The organism is Paraburkholderia phenazinium (assembly GCF_900100735.1).
Taxonomy (GTDB): domain Bacteria; phylum Pseudomonadota; class Gammaproteobacteria; order Burkholderiales; family Burkholderiaceae; genus Paraburkholderia; species Paraburkholderia phenazinia.
This window is the reverse complement of the sequence record NZ_FNCJ01000013.1, coordinates 80,497-95,565: the sequence shown is the minus strand read 5'-3', so window position 1 is coordinate 95,565 and position 15,069 is coordinate 80,497. Positions and strand designations below refer to the sequence as shown.

The following is a 15,069-nucleotide window of genomic DNA, read 5'->3' as shown; positions in this document are numbered from 1 at the left end:
GGCAGGATGGGACGCATCCGCCTTTGAGTCCTTTAACGGGTTAGCCCAGCCAAATCCGTTGCTATGGACGGAAATTTTTTGTGGGTGCCGGGAAGCGGTCCAGAATGAAATCCACAAATGCGCGCAGCGGTCCTGGCATGTGGGAGCGGCTCGGATAGTAGAGGAACGGTCCGCTGAAAGACTGCCACCAGTCGTCGAGTATCGGCACCAGTTTGCCGCTCTCGATAGCCGGCCGTAAAAACTCGTCGAACGTATAGACGATCCCGAGTCCGTCGATGGCGGCGCCGCGCTGGAGTTCGATCAGCGAGGCGATCAAGGGGCCGTTGGGTTCGATCCGCACCATTTCCTCGCCGCGATGGAATTCCCAGACTGCCAGCACACCGCTATCGAAGCGATGGCCGATACACGCATGGTCCACCAGTTCGCGCGGATGCTGCGGCGTGCCACGCGCCGTGAGGTAGGACGGCGCCGCGGCAGCAACGAAGCGTTGCACGCGAGGGCCGATCGGCACCGCGATCATGTCGCGCTCGAGACGCTCGTCGTAGCGAATGCCGGCGTCGTAACCCGCGGCGAGGATATCGATAAAGGTGTCGTTGGTGCCGACGTCCACGGTGATGCCCGGGTGAGCAGCGAGGAAGCGCGTGAGCAGGGCGGGCAGGATCTCGCGTGCGGCGATCGACGGCACGTTCAGGCGCAGCGTGCCGGTGGGACTCTCGCGAAACAGATTGACGGCATCGAGCGCGGTGGCAATCTCGCTGAAGGCCGGCGCGAGCCGCTCGAACAGGCGTTGCCCCGCTTCGGTGGGCGTGACGCTGCGGGTCGTGCGGTTGAGCAAACGCACGCCCAATTGTTGCTCCAGCCGGCGAATCGCCTCGCTCAGCGACGAAGCCGATACCCCGCGCGTCGACGCCGCATGCCGGAAGCCGCGGGCCTGGGTGACGGCGATGAAAGCTTTCAGATCGGAAAGATCAGGTTCCTGCATTGTTCGCTTTTCCGCACAGGCTATTCGAATTGAGGTGGATTATCGCACGCAGCAATTGCGCAGATACTTCGGGTCAAGCGCCTCACATGCGGCGCACCTACCGAGGACGATCATGAAGCAACTTCAACTGGGTAAGACCGGGCCGCAAAGCTCAGCACTGGGCCTGGGTTGTATGGGGATGTCGGGCATGTACGGTCCCGCCGACCGTGCCGAGAGCATTGCCACCATCCACGCCGCGCTGGAAGCAGGCATTACGCTGCTCGATACAGGCGATTTCTACGGCTCGGGCCATAACGAACTGCTGATCGGCGAGGCTCTGAAAAGCGCGCCGCCGTCGCGCCGCGACGCGGCGATCATCAGCGTGAAATTCGGCGCGATGCGCGATCCCGCCGGCGGCTGGTCGCTCTACGATGCGCGACCTGCGGCGGTGAAAAACTTTCTCGCGTATTCGCTGCAGCGGCTGAGCGTCGATCATATCGACATCTACCGTCCGGCGCGGCTCGATCCCAATGTGCCGATCGAAGATACGGTGGGCGCGATCGCCGACATGATCAAGGCCGGTTTTGTGCGGCATGTGGGGCTCTCCGAAATGGGCGCATCGACTATTCGCCGCGCGGCTGCGGTGCATCCGGTGAGTGATCTGCAGATCGAATATTCGCTGATTTCGCGCGGCATCGAAGCTGAAATTCTGCCGGTCTGCCGCGAGCTTGGGATTGGTGTGACGGCGTACGGGGTGCTCTCGCGCGGTCTGATCAGCGGGCACTGGACCAAGGAGTCTGCCGGTAAGGGCGATTTCCGTGCGATGAGCCCGCGTTTCCAGGGCGAGAACGTCGACCACAATCTCGCACTGGTCGAGGCGCTGCGCAAGGTAGCGCAGGCGAAAGGCGTGACTGTTGCGCAGATCGCGATTGCCTGGGTCGCCGCGCAAGGCAGCGATATCGTGCCGCTGGTTGGCGCACGCAAGCGTGAGCGGTTGGCGGAAGCGCTCGGTGCGGCGGACGTGCAGTTGACCCGCGAAGATCTCGCCGCGATTGCTGAGGCGGTGCCGAACGGCGCGGCGGCAGGCGAGCGTTATGCGGCTGCGCAGATGGCGCATCTGGATAGCGAGCAGGGCAGTCATGGTCACGGGGGCTAAGCTTCGTTGACCTGTGTGTCCGGCAGGACGTGGGCCGGGCGGCAGAACGAAGTTTGTTCTGCCGCCCGGCCCTTTTGTTTTGATGCGCTACTTGTTTACTGCTCGACAGAATTGTATGTATCACAACATGATATATAATAGTCGCGACAACACATTCGTTCGCCTTGGGAGGGTTTGACCTTAACGTTTGGTCCCGTCCCGCGTCATGCTATTAATCCACAGTCCTGGTCCGATCTTGTCCTTCTATGCGGTGGTTCGCTGGTTTTCCAGCTTCGTTCCCAGTCCCATCGCGATCCGCTGGCCGGAACGCCTGAGATCGTGCCTCGGTGCTTTGCTCGGGATAGCGTTTACCGGCGGGACCATGCACTTCGTGCTCGGACCGGCCGCAAGCATCCCGCTGCTCGTAGCGCCAATGGGCGCGTCGGCCGTGCTGCTGTTTGCGGTTCCTGCAAGTCCGCTCGCACAACCGTGGTCCATCATTGGCGGTAATCTCGTCTCGGCAACGGTCGGCGTTGCGTGCGCGCGCTGGATCGGCGATCCGGTCAGCGCCGCCGCGCTCGCCGTCGCGCTTGCGATCTGCGTGATGTTTGCGCTGCGCTGTGTTCACCCGCCGTCAGGTGCGGTTGCGTTGACTGCGGTTCTCGGTGGTCCAGCCGTACATGCTTTGGGGTACCGCTTTGTCGCTGAACCAATTGCTATGCAGTCCGCAGCGCTTCTGATTGTCGCGATCGTGTACCACGCGGTCACAGGGCATCGTTATCCGCACGTCGCACAGCAGAGCCCAGGCAAGCGTCCGGCAGGATCTCAAGCGGCGCCCAAGGAAGGTTTTACGCGCGCGGACCTCGAGGCGGTGCTGAATCGGCGCGGTGAATTGCTGGACATCGATCTCGACGATCTCGAATCGCTGTTGCTCGATGTCCAGTTGCAGGCCTACGCCCGCACGGTTGGCCAGCTGACCTGCGCAGACATCATGTCGAGCCCTGTGGTCGCCGTGTCGGCGACGACGCGGGCTTCTGAGGCATGGGGTCTGCTGAAGCAGCGCAGCATCAAGGCGCTCCCTGTCATTGATGCGAACCGGCGCGTGATCGGCATTGTGACGCGGACTGATCTCGTCGACAGACAGGACCTTGGGAGCGTGTCCGTTCTGCCGTATCTGTTGCATCACTGGTTCAAGCCAGCGATGCACTCGGCGCCAGTCGTCGGTGCACTGATGAACCCCGACGTGCGTACTGTTGCGATGACGACATCGTTCGTGGAACTGTTGCCCCTGTTTGCCAATGACGGGCATCACCATATTCCGGTGCTGGATGCCGAGGAACGTCTCACCGGGATGATCACCGAGGCGGATCTGATCGCTGGCCTGTACCGCCAGTCATATACCGAGCCGCGACGCGCAGCGTAGGTGCGGCCTCTGTTCCTCCGGTCAAACGTGGACGCGGGTATAAATATCACAAAGTGATATAATTGGCCTTTCCCCATCGTGACGGAACTCCGATGAAAACACTCAAGCGCGGCTTGACCAAGACGGACTTCGAGCAACTGTCCGAGTTTCGCTATCAGATGCGACGCTTTGAACGTTTTTCCGAGCAGGCCGCGCAGGGCGAAGGGATTACACCTCTGCAGTATCTGTTGCTGCTGCACATCAAGGGATATCCGGACCGCGACTGGGCGACTATCGGAGAGCTCGCCGAGCGCCTGCAGTCCCAGCATCACGGGGTGGTTGCGCTGGTGTCCCGTTGCGAGGCGCTTGATCTGGTCCAGCGCAGGATCAGCGAGGCCGATCGCCGCCAGGTTGAGGTGCATCTGCTGAAAGCGGGCGAGCAGGTGCTGTCCCGCCTCGCTGAAATGCATCGTGCCGAACTGAAGTCTCTCGAAGGCGCCTTTAACGTTCCCCGGATCGACGTTGACGAATCATGAACCACGACACCCATAAGCGCGACTTCTCGTCTAACGCGCGACTTCCTGGAATCTCCATGCTTGCGGCGGGGATTGGTGCACTCAGCACCCTTGCGGCGTTCGTGCTGCTCAGCCTGATCCATCTGTTCACGAACCTGTTTTTCTTCGGTTCGTTTTCGTTCGCGGATCGCTCGCCGGCGCTGAACACACTCGGCGCATGGGTGATCCTGATACCGGTGGCAGGTGGCCTGATTGTGGGTCTGATGGCGCGCTACGGTTCGCAGAAAATCCGCGGTCACGGTATCCCGGAAGCGATCGAAGCCATCCTGTTCGGCAAGAGCCGCATGTCGCCGAAAGTCGCGATTTTGAAGCCGCTGTCGTCCGGCATTGTGATCGGCAGTGGCGGACCGTTTGGCGCTGAAGGCCCGATCATCATGACCGGCGGTGCGCTTGGTTCGCTGATCGCGCAATGTGTGAAGGTCACGTCGGCGGAACGCAAGACGTTGCTGGTAGCGGGCGCTGCTGCCGGTATGACGGCCGTCTTCGGTACGCCCGTGGCGGCGGTGTTGCTGGCGGTTGAACTGCTGTTGTTCGAATGGCGGCCGCGCAGCTTCTTGCCAGTCGCATTGGCCTGTGCGGTTGCGGGTTTTGCGCGCGCTGCATTCTTTGGCACGGGTCCGCTGTTTCCCCTCGAAACGGCGCCGCCTGATGCGCTGTCGCTCGTGTCGTGCGTGATTGCTGGGCTGCTGAGCGGCGCACTGGCTTCAGGCCTGTCCGCGGCGCTGTACAAGACCGAGGATCTGTTCGGCAAGCTGCCCATTCACTGGATGTGGTGGCCCGCGCTGGGTGGCCTTGTGGTGGGGATCGGCGGGTTTATCGAGCCGCGTGCGCTCGGCGTGGGTTATGACGTGATCGGTGACTTGCTGCACCAACATATTTTGTTGCAGGTCACTGTCGCGATCCTGATTGTGAAAGCGATTATCTGGGTGGTGGCGCTGGGTTCCGGCACCTCGGGTGGGGTGCTCGCTCCGCTGCTTATGCTGGGTGCGGGACTTGGTACCGTGCTCAGCCACGTGCTGCCAGGTGGTGAACCGGCGCTGTGGCCGCTGGTCTGCATGGCGGCAATGCTGGGTGCAACTCTTGGCGCGCCGCTCACGGCTATCGTCTTCGCATTTGGCCTGACGCACGATAGCAACGCGTTGTTGCCGCTCCTTGCGGCTACGTTGGTGGCGCATGGTTTTGCCACGGTGGTGATGCGGCGCTCCATCATGACGGAGAAGATCGCTCGTCGTGGTTATCACATCTACCGTGAGTATGGCGTCGATCCGCTCGAGCGGCATTACGTCGACGAGGTGATGTCCAGTTCCGTCGAGACCATCGACGCCAATCTGCCGGTGAGTGAGGCGCTGGCGACCTTCTTTGGCACCACACAAACGCATCGGGCCTATCCGGCGGTCAAGGATGGCTTGGTGATTGGCATGGTCGATCGCGCCGGGCTCGAGCGTTTTCGTGACGAAGGAACTGCCTTGACACTCGACTCGCGCATAGCTGACGTGTTCATCGGCAGCGCGCCGGTTGTCGCCTTGCCCGATGAGACCTGCAGGTTGATCGCCACGCGGCTCGCGGTCCACGGTCTTGAGCGGGTGCCCGTTGTGGCCGACAAGGAGACTTTGCGGCTGATAGGGATCGTTTCGCGAAGCGATCTGATCAAGCCGTCTCTTGCGCATTTTGACGAAGAGCACAAGAAAGAGCGGTTCCGGCGCGTCACGTTTAACCGGAACACAAAGCGCTTCCCGCCGGTGCGGCGGACAGGATGAACAGGGTAGATCCCGGGTGAGTGGGTCAGCGCGCTGATCCGTCATTGCCGGCAGATCATGCGCGCAACTGGACCGCGCAGCGCGACCAGGACTACATCAAGACAATATCGTACTGCTCCTGGCTCAAATTCGACTCCACCTGCAACGACACCGGCTTGCCGATGAAATCGATCAACATCGCCAGATGCTGCGATTCCTCTTCGAGGAACAGATCGATCACCTGCTGCGAAGCCACCACGCGGAACTCGCGCGGATTGAACTGGCGCGACTCGCGCAGAATCTCACGCAGCACGTCGTAGCACACCGTGCGCGCCGTCTTCACCTGCCCCTTACCCTGGCACACCGGGCAGGGCTCGCACAGCACATGCGCGAGCGACTCACGGGTCCGCTTGCGCGTCATCTCCACTAGCCCAAGCTGCGAGAAACCATTCACCGTCACCCGCGTACGATCGCGTGACAACGCCTTCTTCAACTCGCCGAGCACCTGATCGCGATGCTCGGTGTTCTCCATATCGATGAAGTCGATAATGATCACGCCGCCCAGATTGCGCAGCCGCAATTGCCGGGCGATCGTATGCGCCGCTTCGAGGTTGGTCTTGAAGATCGTATCGTCGAAATTGCGCGCACCGACGTAGCCGCCGGTGTTCACGTCAATGGTCGTCATCGCCTCGGTCTGGTCGATCACGAGGTACCCACCCGACTTCAGATCGACACGCCGCGACAAGGCCCGCTGAATTTCCGTTTCGATGTTGTACAGATCGAAGAGGGGCCGCTCGCCGGTGTAGTGATGCAGCTTCGACGACACCGCCGGCGTAAACTCCGCCGCGAAATCGGACAGCATCTGAAACGTCTCGCGCGAATCGACCTGGATGCGCGTGGTCTCGTCATTGACGAAGTCGCGCAGCACGCGTTGCGCCAGGTTCAGGTCCTGATACAGCAGACTCGTGGGCGGCATGCGCTGGCCCTGCGAAACGATGGTCGCCCACGTCTTGCGCAGATAGGCCACGTCGCCGGCCAGCTCCTCGCTGGTGGCATCTTCGGCAATCGTGCGCACGATATAACCGCCTTTCTCGTCAGCGGGCAGCACGGCAGTCAGGCGCGCGCGGATCGCTTCACGCTCGGCTTCGCTTTCGATCTTCTGCGAAATGCCGATATGCGGTTCCTGCGGCAGATAGACCAGCGTGCGTCCGGCGATGCTCACCTGGGTGGACAGCCGCGCGCCCTTGGTGCCGATCGGGTCTTTGACGACCTGAACCATCAAGGTCTGGCCTTCGAAGACGATCTTCTCGATCGGCTGATGGGTGGCCTGATGCTGCGGCTCTCCGGCAAGACGCGGGTGCCAGATATCGGCGACGTGCAGGAACGCGGCGCGCTCGAGGCCGATATCGATAAAGGCCGACTGCATGCCCGGCAACACGCGAACCACCTTGCCGAGATAGACATTGCCGACGCGCCCGCGCGACAGGGTGCGTTCGACGTGAAGTTCCTGGACGGCGCCTTGCTGGACCAGCGCGACGCGCGTTTCCTGCGGCGTGACATTGATCAGGATTTCTTCATTCATGGTGTTGTTCTAGAAGTCGAGGCGCGCTGCACGCAGGAGTGCAGCGGTTTCAAAAAGAGGCAAACCCATGATACCTGAATAGGACCCCTCGATACGCTCGATAAACTCCGCCGCGCGCCCTTGCACGCCATAGGCGCCTGCTTTGCCGAGCGGCTCGCCGCTTGCGACATAGCGTTGCAGTGCGCTCGCTTGCACTGCAGCAAAACGCACTCGCGACACCGACAGGGCCGTGGGCAGCAGCTTGCCATCGGCGTCGACGACCGCGAGCGCCGTCAGCACTTCGTGTTCGCGTCCGGCGAGGCGCGTGAGCATGGCGATGGCATCGTCGGCGTCGGCGGGCTTGCCGAGGATCGCATCATCGATCGTGACGGTTGTGTCCGCAACCAGGATGGGCGCCTCGATGTGGCCACCGGCGACAAGCCGTGCACGCGCGGCCAGTGCCTTGGCTTCGCATACCCGTACTACATAGTCGTGTGCGAGCTCGCCGGGCAATTCCGCTTCGAGCGCTTCGGCGTCCTCGTCGGGACGCGGCAGCAGCAGTTCGTAGCGTACGCCGAGCTGTTGCAGCAACTCCCGGCGGCGCGGACTTTGGGAGGCAAGGTAGACGAACGGATGCAGTGCAGCAGCGGGCGTTGCCATAAAGGGTCTCGGTAAGGCGTGTTGCGTGAAGGATGCGCGCGCATGAGGTGCGCAAAAAGGCGCACCTCACAGGCACATTTGGAGCAGCGCGTCTGCTCGCCGCGCACGGGCGTGTGGCGACGAACTGCAAGACACGAGGCGCTAAACCCAAGACGCGCCACGGCATTCAGCGGCCGCAGGCGGTCAGGATGTCAGCGGCGTCGCGCGCTCACACGCGATGATAGGGGTGATTTTGCGTGATGGTCCACGCGCGGTAAAGCTGTTCGGCAAGCAGCACGCGCACCATGGCGTGCGGCAGCGTCAGGCTGGAGACGCGCAGCAGCATGTCGGCGCGCGACTTGAGGTCGGGATCGAGCCCGTCGGCCCCGCCGATCAGGAATGCCACGTCGCGCCCGTCCTGCTGCCAGCCGGGCAGGGCGGTGGCGAGCTGCATGGTGGTCCAATCCTTGCCACGTTCGTCGAGCGCGACGATGCGCGCGTTCTTCGGCAACGCGGCTTCGATCTTCACGCGCTCAGCCGCCATCACGCTCTCGGCTGGCCGCCCCGACGAACGCTGCTCGGGCTTGATCTCACGCAGTTCGATGCGCAGCTCGGGCGGCATGCGCTTGGCGTACTCGTCAAAGCCGGTGGCGATCCAGTCCGGCATCTTGTGGCCGACAGCGAGGATATGGAGCTTCATCGCGGATGCAATCGCGTGCGGTAGGTCAACGTTGTGTACGGAAAACCGCTCACGTGCTGATCGACGCGCTTATTGACCAGGCGAGCGACGGCGTGCCGGCGTCTTGCGCGCAGGCTTGGCAGCCGGTTCCTCGTCTTCCTCGTCCTCGTCGAGCGGCTCGCTGGCGCGGGCGCCGCCGAACGGGCTCGAACTCGTCAGCTTGATGCGCACCGGCTTGTCGCCCCAGATTTCTTCGAGGTTGTAGTACTGGCGCAGCGCCGGTTGCAGGATGTGCACGACTGCGTCGCCGCAATCGACCAGCACCCATTCGCCCACGTCTTCACCTTCCGTGCTGATGATCTCGCCGCCCGATTCCTTGACCTTTTCGCGCACGCTGGATGCGAGCGCCTTGGTCTGGCGGTTCGAGGTGCCGGAGGCGACGATCACGCGGTCGAACAGTCCGGTCAGGTGGCTGGTGTTGAACACCTTGATGTCTTGCGCTTTCACGTCTTCGAGGGCGTCGACGATCGCGCGTTGCAGTTTGCGAATATCCATAGGGTTACCGGTGGTACAGATGATGTTGAAGAATATAGTCCCACACCGCAGTGGGGACATGGCTCGCGGCCTCGTTCTGTTGCTGGCCGCCGGCATGCTGGGCAAGACGTTCGCGCAGATGCGCACGGATATCGGTGGCCGAAACGTCGAAGGCCAGCGTGGTATCGATCAGCAGATGACCACAGGGTGTTGCTTGCAACACGTCGGCGCGAGCCTGACGTGCGGCGATCTCGGCGGCGACAACCGGCGGAATCGAGGCGAGCTCGAAGCCGGGACGGGTCGCCGCGCAGATATGCGCGAACTCGAACAAACGGCGCCATTCGCGCCAGGTGTCCAGATGCACGAGCTGGTCGGCGCCCATCAGCATGGACAGCGACACCTTTGGACCCTCACGTTCGCGCCAGCGTTGCAGGGTCTCGACCGTGTAGGTGGGACCCTCGTGTTCGATCTCGTCGGTGGCGACGCTCACCTTCACGCCCGGCAGTTCCAGCGAGCCGGCCGCGGCGCGGGTCATCGCGAGGCGGTCGGCGGCCGGCGAGACTTCCGGTTTCTGCCAGGGCTGGCCGGCTGGCAGCAGCACCAGCTCGGTCAGGTTCAGCACCTCGGCGAAGCGGCGCGCAAGCGCCAGATGGCCGTCGTGGATCGGGTCGAAAGTGCCGCCCAGCAGGCCGATCCGGCGGGGCAGGGCAACGGGGTGAGCGTTCGCGTTCAGGTGAGAATCCTTTGTCGTGACGGCGCCAGCGGGTGGCTCGGTTGGCTCGCGGGCGAGGCCCGCAGAGCCTTCAGTGCCTTCAAACCCACTCGCGCGGCACGAGAAAATCGCTATAAAGGCGCGCTTCGGGCGTGCCCGGCTGCGGCTGCCAGTTGTAGCGCCAGTTCACCACAGGCGGCATCGACATCAGGATCGACTCGGTGCGTCCGCCGCTCTGCAGCCCAAACAGTGTGCCACGGTCGAAGACCAGGTTGAACTCGACGTAGCGGCCACGCCGGTACGCCTGGAAATCACGTTCAGCCTCGCCGTACGGCATGCTGCGGCGCTTTTCGATGATCGGCAGGTACGCTTTGAGGAACGCGTCGCCGACGCTTTTGAGCATCGCGAACGATTGTTCGAAGCCCGGCTCCGAGAAATCGTCAAAGAAAATCCCCCCAATCCCGCGCGCTTCGTTGCGGTGCTTGAGGAAGAAATACTCGTCGCACCAGCGCTTGAAGCGCGGATACAGCTCGGCGCCGTAAGGTTGCAGCGCGTCGCGGCAGACGCCGTGGAAATGCTGCGCGTCTTCCTCGAAGCCGTAGTACGGCGTCAGATCCATGCCGCCGCCGAACCAGAACACCGGCGCTTCACCCGCCTTGGTGGCGATCAGGAGGCGCACGTTCATATGCACCGTTGGGCAGTACGGATTGTGCGGGTGCAGCACGAGCGACACGCCCATCGCCTCGAAGCCGCGTCCGGCGAGCTGCGGGCGGGCGGCGCTTGCCGAACCCGGCAGCGCGTCGCCTGCGACGTCGGAAAAACCGATGCCGGCGCGCTCGAAGAACTGGCCGCCTTCCAGGATCCGCGTGATGCCGCCACCGCGCAGCTTCTCGCCGGGGGCGCGTTGCCAGGCGTCGGTGGCGAACGGGGTGCCGTCGAACGCGCCGAGCGTGTCGGCGATGTGCGTCTGCAGGCCTTGCAGCCAGCTACGTACAGCCTGTACGTCGTAGTTCGAATCGGTCATGAATGCTGCGTCAAGGGCGGCGCGCCGGGCGCGCCGCGGGTTCGTCGGGTTGGGGCGCGGCCCGGTTAATGTTTGCGGTTCAGCGCCCGATAGCCGATGTCGTGGCGATACTGCATGCCGTCGAACGAGATCTGGTTGATGGTCTCGTACGCCACAGATTGCGCGCTACGCACGGAATCCGCCAGCCCGACCACGCACAGCACACGACCGCCCGAGGTGGTCAGCTTGCCGTCGGTCAGGGTGGTGCCGGCATGGAACGTCACCGAATCGTCGGTTTCGGCCGGAATGTCGCTGATCCGGTCGCCCTTGCGCGGGCTGTCCGGATAGTTGTGCGCGGCCAGCACCACGCCGAGCGCGGTACGGCGGTCCCATTCCAGTTCGACCGTATCGAGCGTGCCGGCGATCGCCTGCTCCACCACCTTCGAGTAGTCGCCCTTCAGACGCGCCATGATCGGCTGCGTCTCCGGGTCGCCCATCCGGCAGTTGAACTCGAGCGTCTTCGGGTTGCCGTGCGCGTCGATCATCAGGCCCGCGTACAGGAAACCGGTGAAGCGGATGCCTTCCTTCTCCATGCCTTGCACGGTGGGCAAAATGATTTCGCGCATCACGCGGGCGTGCAGTTGCGGCGTGACGATCGGCGCGGGTGAATAGGCGCCCATGCCGCCCGTGTTCGGGCCCTGATCGCCATCCAGCAGACGCTTGTGATCCTGGCTCGAGGCAAGCGGCAGCACGTGCTTGCCGTCCACCATCACGATGAAGCTCGCTTCTTCGCCGGCGAGGAATTCCTCGATCACAACGCGCGCGCCGGCATCGCCCAGCTTGTTGTCCGACAGCATCATGTCTACGGCGGCATGCGCTTCTTCGAGCGTCAGCGCGACCACCACGCCCTTGCCGGCGGCGAGGCCGTCGGCCTTGATGACGATCGGCGCGCCCTTGGCGTCGAGGTAGGCGTGCGCCGCAGCGACGTCAGCGAAGGTTTCGTATTCGGCAGTCGGAATCGCATGGCGCTTCATGAACGCCTTGGCGAAGTCTTTCGAGCTTTCGAGCTGCGCAGCTTCCTTCGTGGGTCCGAAAATCTTCAGGCCACGCGAGCGGAACAGGTTGACGATGCCGGCAGCGAGCGGCCCTTCCGGCCCGACCAGCGTGAAGGCGATCTGTTCTTTCTCGACGAAATCGGCGAGCGCAGCCGGATCGGTGATGTCGACGTTGCGCAGACGCTCGTCCTGGGCGGTGCCGCCATTGCCTGGAGCCACGTAGACGAGCTGGACCCGCGGCGATTGCGCGAGCTTCCATGCGAGCGCGTGTTCGCGACCGCCGGAACCGACGACGAGTAACTTCATGTGATTCCCCGAAGACTTAAAAACCATAAACGGCCCGCGCGTGAGCGCGAGCCGTGGATATCCGTAAAACAGACAGCGAGCAAGACACGTGCTACCTGCCGCGAGGGCCTGCGGGTGCTGCCTTGAGGCGCGCCCGCGAGGCGCTTACTCGTCGGCGATCGCAGCGTTTGTATAGACTTCCTGCACGTCGTCGAGATTTTCGAGCGCGTCGAGCAGCTTTTGCATCTTCACTGCGTCGTCGCCGGTGAACTCCACTTCCGTCTGAGGTTTCATCGTCACCTCAGCCAGCTCCGCCTTGAAGCCGGCGGCCTCGAGCGCGGACTTCACCTTCGGGAAATCGTTCGGCGGGCACAGCACTTCAATGCTGCCGTCGTCGTTCGTCACCACGTCGTCGGCGCCGGCTTCGAGCGCCGCTTCCATCAGCTTGTCTTCCGCCGTGCCCGGCGCAAACAGGAACTGGCCGACGTGATCGAACATGAACGACACCGAGCCGTCCGTGCCCATGTTGCCGCCGTTCTTCGAGAATGCGTGACGCACTTCCGCCACGGTGCGGGTGCGGTTGTCCGTCATGGTGTCGACGATCACTGCCGCGCCGCCGATGCCGTAGCCTTCGTAGCGGATTTCTTCATAGCTTGCGCCATCGACGCCGCCTACGCCACGCTGGATCGCGCGGTTGACGTTGTCTTTCGGCATGTTGGCGTCATACGCCTTTTCGACGGCGAGCCGCAGACGCGGGTTCGAGTCGATATCGCCTCCGCCCATGCGGGCGGCCACCTGAATTTCCTTGATGAGCCGCGTCCAGACCTTGCCGCGCTTGGCATCGGCCGCTGCTTTTTTATGCTTGATGTTGGCCCATTTCGAATGACCCGCCATACCTTTCTCCATCGCGCGCGCCAGTGGGGCGCACGCATTGTGCAATTGTCGTTGCGATGTCGGGCGCTTGCGAAGGCGCGCCTCGATGTCAGTCCGCTTTCACCTTGAACCTGTAGCACCCGGCAATCGGGACCGGACCGGTCTGGACTGGGTCCCGCGGACCGCTGGCCGCCAACCGCGAGCCTGCAGCGCAGTTGGGGCGGGGGAGGCTGGCCGCCGGCGGCTAAAGCGTGAAAAGCGCCATGCCGGCTTGCGCGGCCCCGCAAAGGCGCGATGCGCCGGGCGATTGTGCAAGTTGAGCCGCTCGATGAGCGGATGCGAATTTTATCATGCCGCGGGGGGGCGGCAGTGGGGTAGAAGTAGGTAAAAGGGAGGATTGGGTAGGTAAATCACCATACAAGGTATTCCTTTTGGCATACCCGGGAATGCTTCAGCTTCCTCGGAGGAGCGTCGTCAGTCGTTGAAATATTAAACATTTATGTTTAATATGGCGATGTGTTCACGGACACGGGGGTACGGTGAAGCAAAGCGAGTTCAAACGTTGGCTCGCTGACCAGGGAGCGACTTTCGAACAAGGCAGTAAGCATTTGAAGGTGTATCTGAACGGTCGGCAGACCACGCTGCCGAGACATCCGTCTCATGAGATATCGGAGCCGCTTCGAAGAGCAATTCTCAGACAGTTGAACTGCAAATGAAGGCAAGCCCCACCCGGGGCTTCCTCACCACCCAAGCTTTTCCCGGAAAGGGACCACGGAGAGTTACCTATGTTTCGCTATCCCGCCCGCATCGAAGCAGACGAAGCCGGATTTACGGTGTCGTTTCGCGACGTTCCCGAGGCGTTGACGTCTGGAGCGACGCTCGAAGAAGCGCGCGACATGGCCGCCGACGCGTTGGCTACGGCGATGGATTTTTACTTTGAAGACAAACGCCGTGTGCCGCTGCCGTCCAAGGCGCGGCGGGGCGAAGAGTTGATCGAGTTGCCCGCCAGCCTGGCGGCCAAGGTGTTGCTGCTAAACGAAATGCTGGCGCAAAAAGTGTCGCCTTCAGAGTTGGCGAGGCGCCTGCATACGCGTCCACAGGATATTCAACGCGTAATCGATCTCGGGCACGTAACCAAGATCGATACCATCGCGTCAGCCTTGGCGGCCTTGGGAAAGCGGCTCGAATTGTCGATCGTACCTGCCTGACGAGTCGCCCAGCGGCGGCGCGCGGTGCGCATCACGCCGCCGGCCCTGCAATCTCAGTTCTTGGTCCCGAACAGCCGGTCGCCGGCATCGCCCAAGCCCGGCACGATATACGCGTGGTCGTTCAGATGCGAATCCAGCGACGCCACGTACAGTTTCACGTCCGGATGGGCGTCCTGGAACACCTTGACGCCTTCCGGGGCGGCCACCAGCGCGAGGAACATGATGCTTTCTCCCGGCACGCCGCGGCGCTTCAAGACGTCCACCGCGTGCACCGCCGAGTAGCCGGTCGCGACCATCGGATCGCACAGGATAAAGATCCGGTCTTCCAGATCCGGCAGCCGCACCAGATACTCGACCGGCCGGTGGTCGTCCGCCCGGTACACGCCGATATGGCCGACGCGCGCCGACGGAATCAGCTCCAGCAGCCCGTCCGACATGCCGATGCCGGCCCGCAGCACCGGCACGATCGCCAGTTTTTTGCCGGCAATCACCGGCGCGTCGATCTCGACGAGCGGGGTGGTGACGCGGCGCGTGGTCATCGGCAGGTTGCGGGTGATTTCATAGCCCATCAGCAGCGTGATCTCGCGCAGCAGTTCGCGGAACGTGCGTGTCGAGGTGTCCCGGTCGCGCATGTGCGACAGCTTGTGCTGGATCAGCGGGTGATCGAGGATGAAAAGATTGGGGAAACGGCTGTCCTGTGTCATGGCGGGG

General features: G+C 62.9%; 16 protein-coding genes. 6 read left to right on the top strand and 10 right to left on the bottom strand.

Features of this window, described 5'->3' with window-relative positions; all coding sequences use genetic code 11:
• Nucleotides 1-61 precede the first annotated feature (61 nt).
• Nucleotides 62-982, bottom strand: coding sequence for a LysR family transcriptional regulator (locus BLQ92_RS25655; RefSeq protein WP_090688150.1), 921 nt, complete (start codon nucleotides 980-982; stop codon nucleotides 62-64).
• A gap of 112 nt (nucleotides 983-1,094) precedes the next feature.
• Between BLQ92_RS25655 and BLQ92_RS25650 the strand changes: the two genes are divergently transcribed.
• The 4 genes from BLQ92_RS25650 to BLQ92_RS25635 all read left to right on the top strand — a co-directional run bounded on the left by BLQ92_RS25650 (nucleotide 1,095) and on the right by BLQ92_RS25635 (nucleotide 5,830).
• Nucleotides 1,095-2,117, top strand: coding sequence for an aldo/keto reductase (locus BLQ92_RS25650; protein WP_090688147.1), 1,023 nt, complete (start codon nucleotides 1,095-1,097; stop codon nucleotides 2,115-2,117).
• A 235-nt stretch (nucleotides 2,118-2,352) separates the two neighbouring features.
• A complete protein-coding gene (locus BLQ92_RS25645; protein ID WP_175772597.1) occupies nucleotides 2,353-3,519 on the top strand; it encodes an HPP family protein in 1,167 nt (388 codons plus the stop codon).
• 92 nt (nucleotides 3,520-3,611) lie between these two features.
• Nucleotides 3,612-4,034, top strand: a complete 423-nt coding sequence (locus BLQ92_RS25640; protein WP_090688144.1) for a MarR family winged helix-turn-helix transcriptional regulator — start codon at nucleotides 3,612-3,614, stop codon at nucleotides 4,032-4,034.
• Nucleotides 4,031-5,830, top strand: coding sequence for a chloride channel protein (locus tag BLQ92_RS25635; RefSeq protein WP_090688142.1), 1,800 nt, complete (start codon nucleotides 4,031-4,033; stop codon nucleotides 5,828-5,830). The genes BLQ92_RS25640 and BLQ92_RS25635 overlap by 4 nt, the downstream gene beginning before the upstream one ends.
• A 91-nt stretch (nucleotides 5,831-5,921) precedes the next feature.
• Here BLQ92_RS25635 and rng read toward each other — a convergent pair whose 3' ends face one another.
• The 8 genes from rng to BLQ92_RS25595 all read right to left on the bottom strand — a co-directional run bounded on the left by rng (nucleotide 5,922) and on the right by BLQ92_RS25595 (nucleotide 13,171).
• Nucleotides 5,922-7,391: a ribonuclease G gene (rng, locus tag BLQ92_RS25630; protein WP_090688139.1), complete on the bottom strand. Its 1,470-nt coding sequence runs from the start codon at nucleotides 7,389-7,391 to the stop codon at nucleotides 5,922-5,924.
• A 9-nt stretch (nucleotides 7,392-7,400) separates the two neighbouring features.
• Complete coding sequence (locus BLQ92_RS25625; protein ID WP_090688136.1) at nucleotides 7,401-8,030, bottom strand: Maf family protein; 630 nt, start codon at nucleotides 8,028-8,030, stop codon at nucleotides 7,401-7,403.
• Between the two features lie 208 nt (nucleotides 8,031-8,238).
• A complete protein-coding gene (gene rlmH / locus BLQ92_RS25620) occupies nucleotides 8,239-8,709 on the bottom strand; it encodes a 23S rRNA (pseudouridine(1915)-N(3))-methyltransferase RlmH (protein ID WP_090688133.1) in 471 nt (156 codons plus the stop codon).
• 69 nt (nucleotides 8,710-8,778) lie between these two features.
• Nucleotides 8,779-9,243 carry a ribosome silencing factor gene (gene rsfS / locus BLQ92_RS25615; protein ID WP_090688130.1) on the bottom strand — a complete coding sequence of 155 codons (465 nt, stop codon included), beginning with the start codon at nucleotides 9,241-9,243 and terminating at the stop codon, nucleotides 8,779-8,781.
• Between the two features lie 4 nt (nucleotides 9,244-9,247).
• On the bottom strand, nucleotides 9,248-9,955 hold the full coding sequence (locus BLQ92_RS25610) for a nicotinate-nucleotide adenylyltransferase (protein ID WP_244106306.1): 708 nt from the start codon (nucleotides 9,953-9,955) through the stop codon (nucleotides 9,248-9,250).
• 79 nt (nucleotides 9,956-10,034) lie between these two features.
• Nucleotides 10,035-10,958 (bottom strand): oxygen-dependent coproporphyrinogen oxidase, encoded by a 924-nt coding sequence (gene hemF / locus BLQ92_RS25605; RefSeq protein ID WP_090688122.1) that lies wholly within the window; start codon nucleotides 10,956-10,958, stop codon nucleotides 10,035-10,037.
• A 65-nt stretch (nucleotides 10,959-11,023) separates the two neighbouring features.
• Nucleotides 11,024-12,298: a phosphoribosylamine--glycine ligase gene (gene purD / locus BLQ92_RS25600; protein WP_090688119.1), complete on the bottom strand. Its 1,275-nt coding sequence runs from the start codon at nucleotides 12,296-12,298 to the stop codon at nucleotides 11,024-11,026.
• A 144-nt stretch (nucleotides 12,299-12,442) separates the two neighbouring features.
• A complete protein-coding gene (locus BLQ92_RS25595; RefSeq protein ID WP_090688115.1) occupies nucleotides 12,443-13,171 on the bottom strand; it encodes a YebC/PmpR family DNA-binding transcriptional regulator in 729 nt (242 codons plus the stop codon).
• 518 nt (nucleotides 13,172-13,689) lie between these two features.
• Here BLQ92_RS25595 and BLQ92_RS25590 point away from each other — a divergent pair.
• The gene (locus BLQ92_RS25590; RefSeq protein ID WP_090688110.1) at nucleotides 13,690-13,866 is read left to right on the top strand and encodes a type II toxin-antitoxin system HicA family toxin; all 177 of its coding nucleotides are present in this window, start codon (nucleotides 13,690-13,692) and stop codon (nucleotides 13,864-13,866) included.
• A gap of 69 nt (nucleotides 13,867-13,935) precedes the next feature.
• Nucleotides 13,936-14,358: a type II toxin-antitoxin system HicB family antitoxin gene (locus tag BLQ92_RS25585; protein WP_090688106.1), complete on the top strand. Its 423-nt coding sequence runs from the start codon at nucleotides 13,936-13,938 to the stop codon at nucleotides 14,356-14,358.
• A 53-nt stretch (nucleotides 14,359-14,411) separates the two neighbouring features.
• On the opposite strand, the gene upp is transcribed toward BLQ92_RS25585, so the two are convergent.
• Nucleotides 14,412-15,062 (bottom strand): uracil phosphoribosyltransferase, encoded by a 651-nt coding sequence (upp, locus tag BLQ92_RS25580; protein ID WP_090688103.1) that lies wholly within the window; start codon nucleotides 15,060-15,062, stop codon nucleotides 14,412-14,414.
• Between the last annotated feature and the right edge of the window lie 7 nt (nucleotides 15,063-15,069).

Coding starts and splice junctions, on each gene's coding strand:
- BLQ92_RS25655 (WP_090688150.1), bottom strand. CDS start 982: ATGCAGGAACCTGATCTTTCCGATCTGAAAGCTTTCATCGCCGTCACC.
- BLQ92_RS25650 (WP_090688147.1), top strand. CDS start 1,095: ATGAAGCAACTTCAACTGGGTAAGACCGGGCCGCAAAGCTCAGCACTG.
- BLQ92_RS25640 (WP_090688144.1), top strand. CDS start 3,612: ATGAAAACACTCAAGCGCGGCTTGACCAAGACGGACTTCGAGCAACTG.
- BLQ92_RS25635 (WP_090688142.1), top strand. CDS start 4,031: ATGAACCACGACACCCATAAGCGCGACTTCTCGTCTAACGCGCGACTT.
- rng (WP_090688139.1), bottom strand. CDS start 7,391: ATGAATGAAGAAATCCTGATCAATGTCACGCCGCAGGAAACGCGCGTC.
- BLQ92_RS25625 (WP_090688136.1), bottom strand. CDS start 8,030: ATGGCAACGCCCGCTGCTGCACTGCATCCGTTCGTCTACCTTGCCTCC.
- rlmH (WP_090688133.1), bottom strand. CDS start 8,709: ATGAAGCTCCATATCCTCGCTGTCGGCCACAAGATGCCGGACTGGATC.
- rsfS (WP_090688130.1), bottom strand. CDS start 9,243: ATGGATATTCGCAAACTGCAACGCGCGATCGTCGACGCCCTCGAAGAC.
- hemF (WP_090688122.1), bottom strand. CDS start 10,958: ATGACCGATTCGAACTACGACGTACAGGCTGTACGTAGCTGGCTGCAA.
- purD (WP_090688119.1), bottom strand. CDS start 12,298: ATGAAGTTACTCGTCGTCGGTTCCGGCGGTCGCGAACACGCGCTCGCA.
- BLQ92_RS25595 (WP_090688115.1), bottom strand. CDS start 13,171: ATGGCGGGTCATTCGAAATGGGCCAACATCAAGCATAAAAAAGCAGCG.
- BLQ92_RS25585 (WP_090688106.1), top strand. CDS start 13,936: ATGTTTCGCTATCCCGCCCGCATCGAAGCAGACGAAGCCGGATTTACG.
- upp (WP_090688103.1), bottom strand. CDS start 15,062: ATGACACAGGACAGCCGTTTCCCCAATCTTTTCATCCTCGATCACCCG.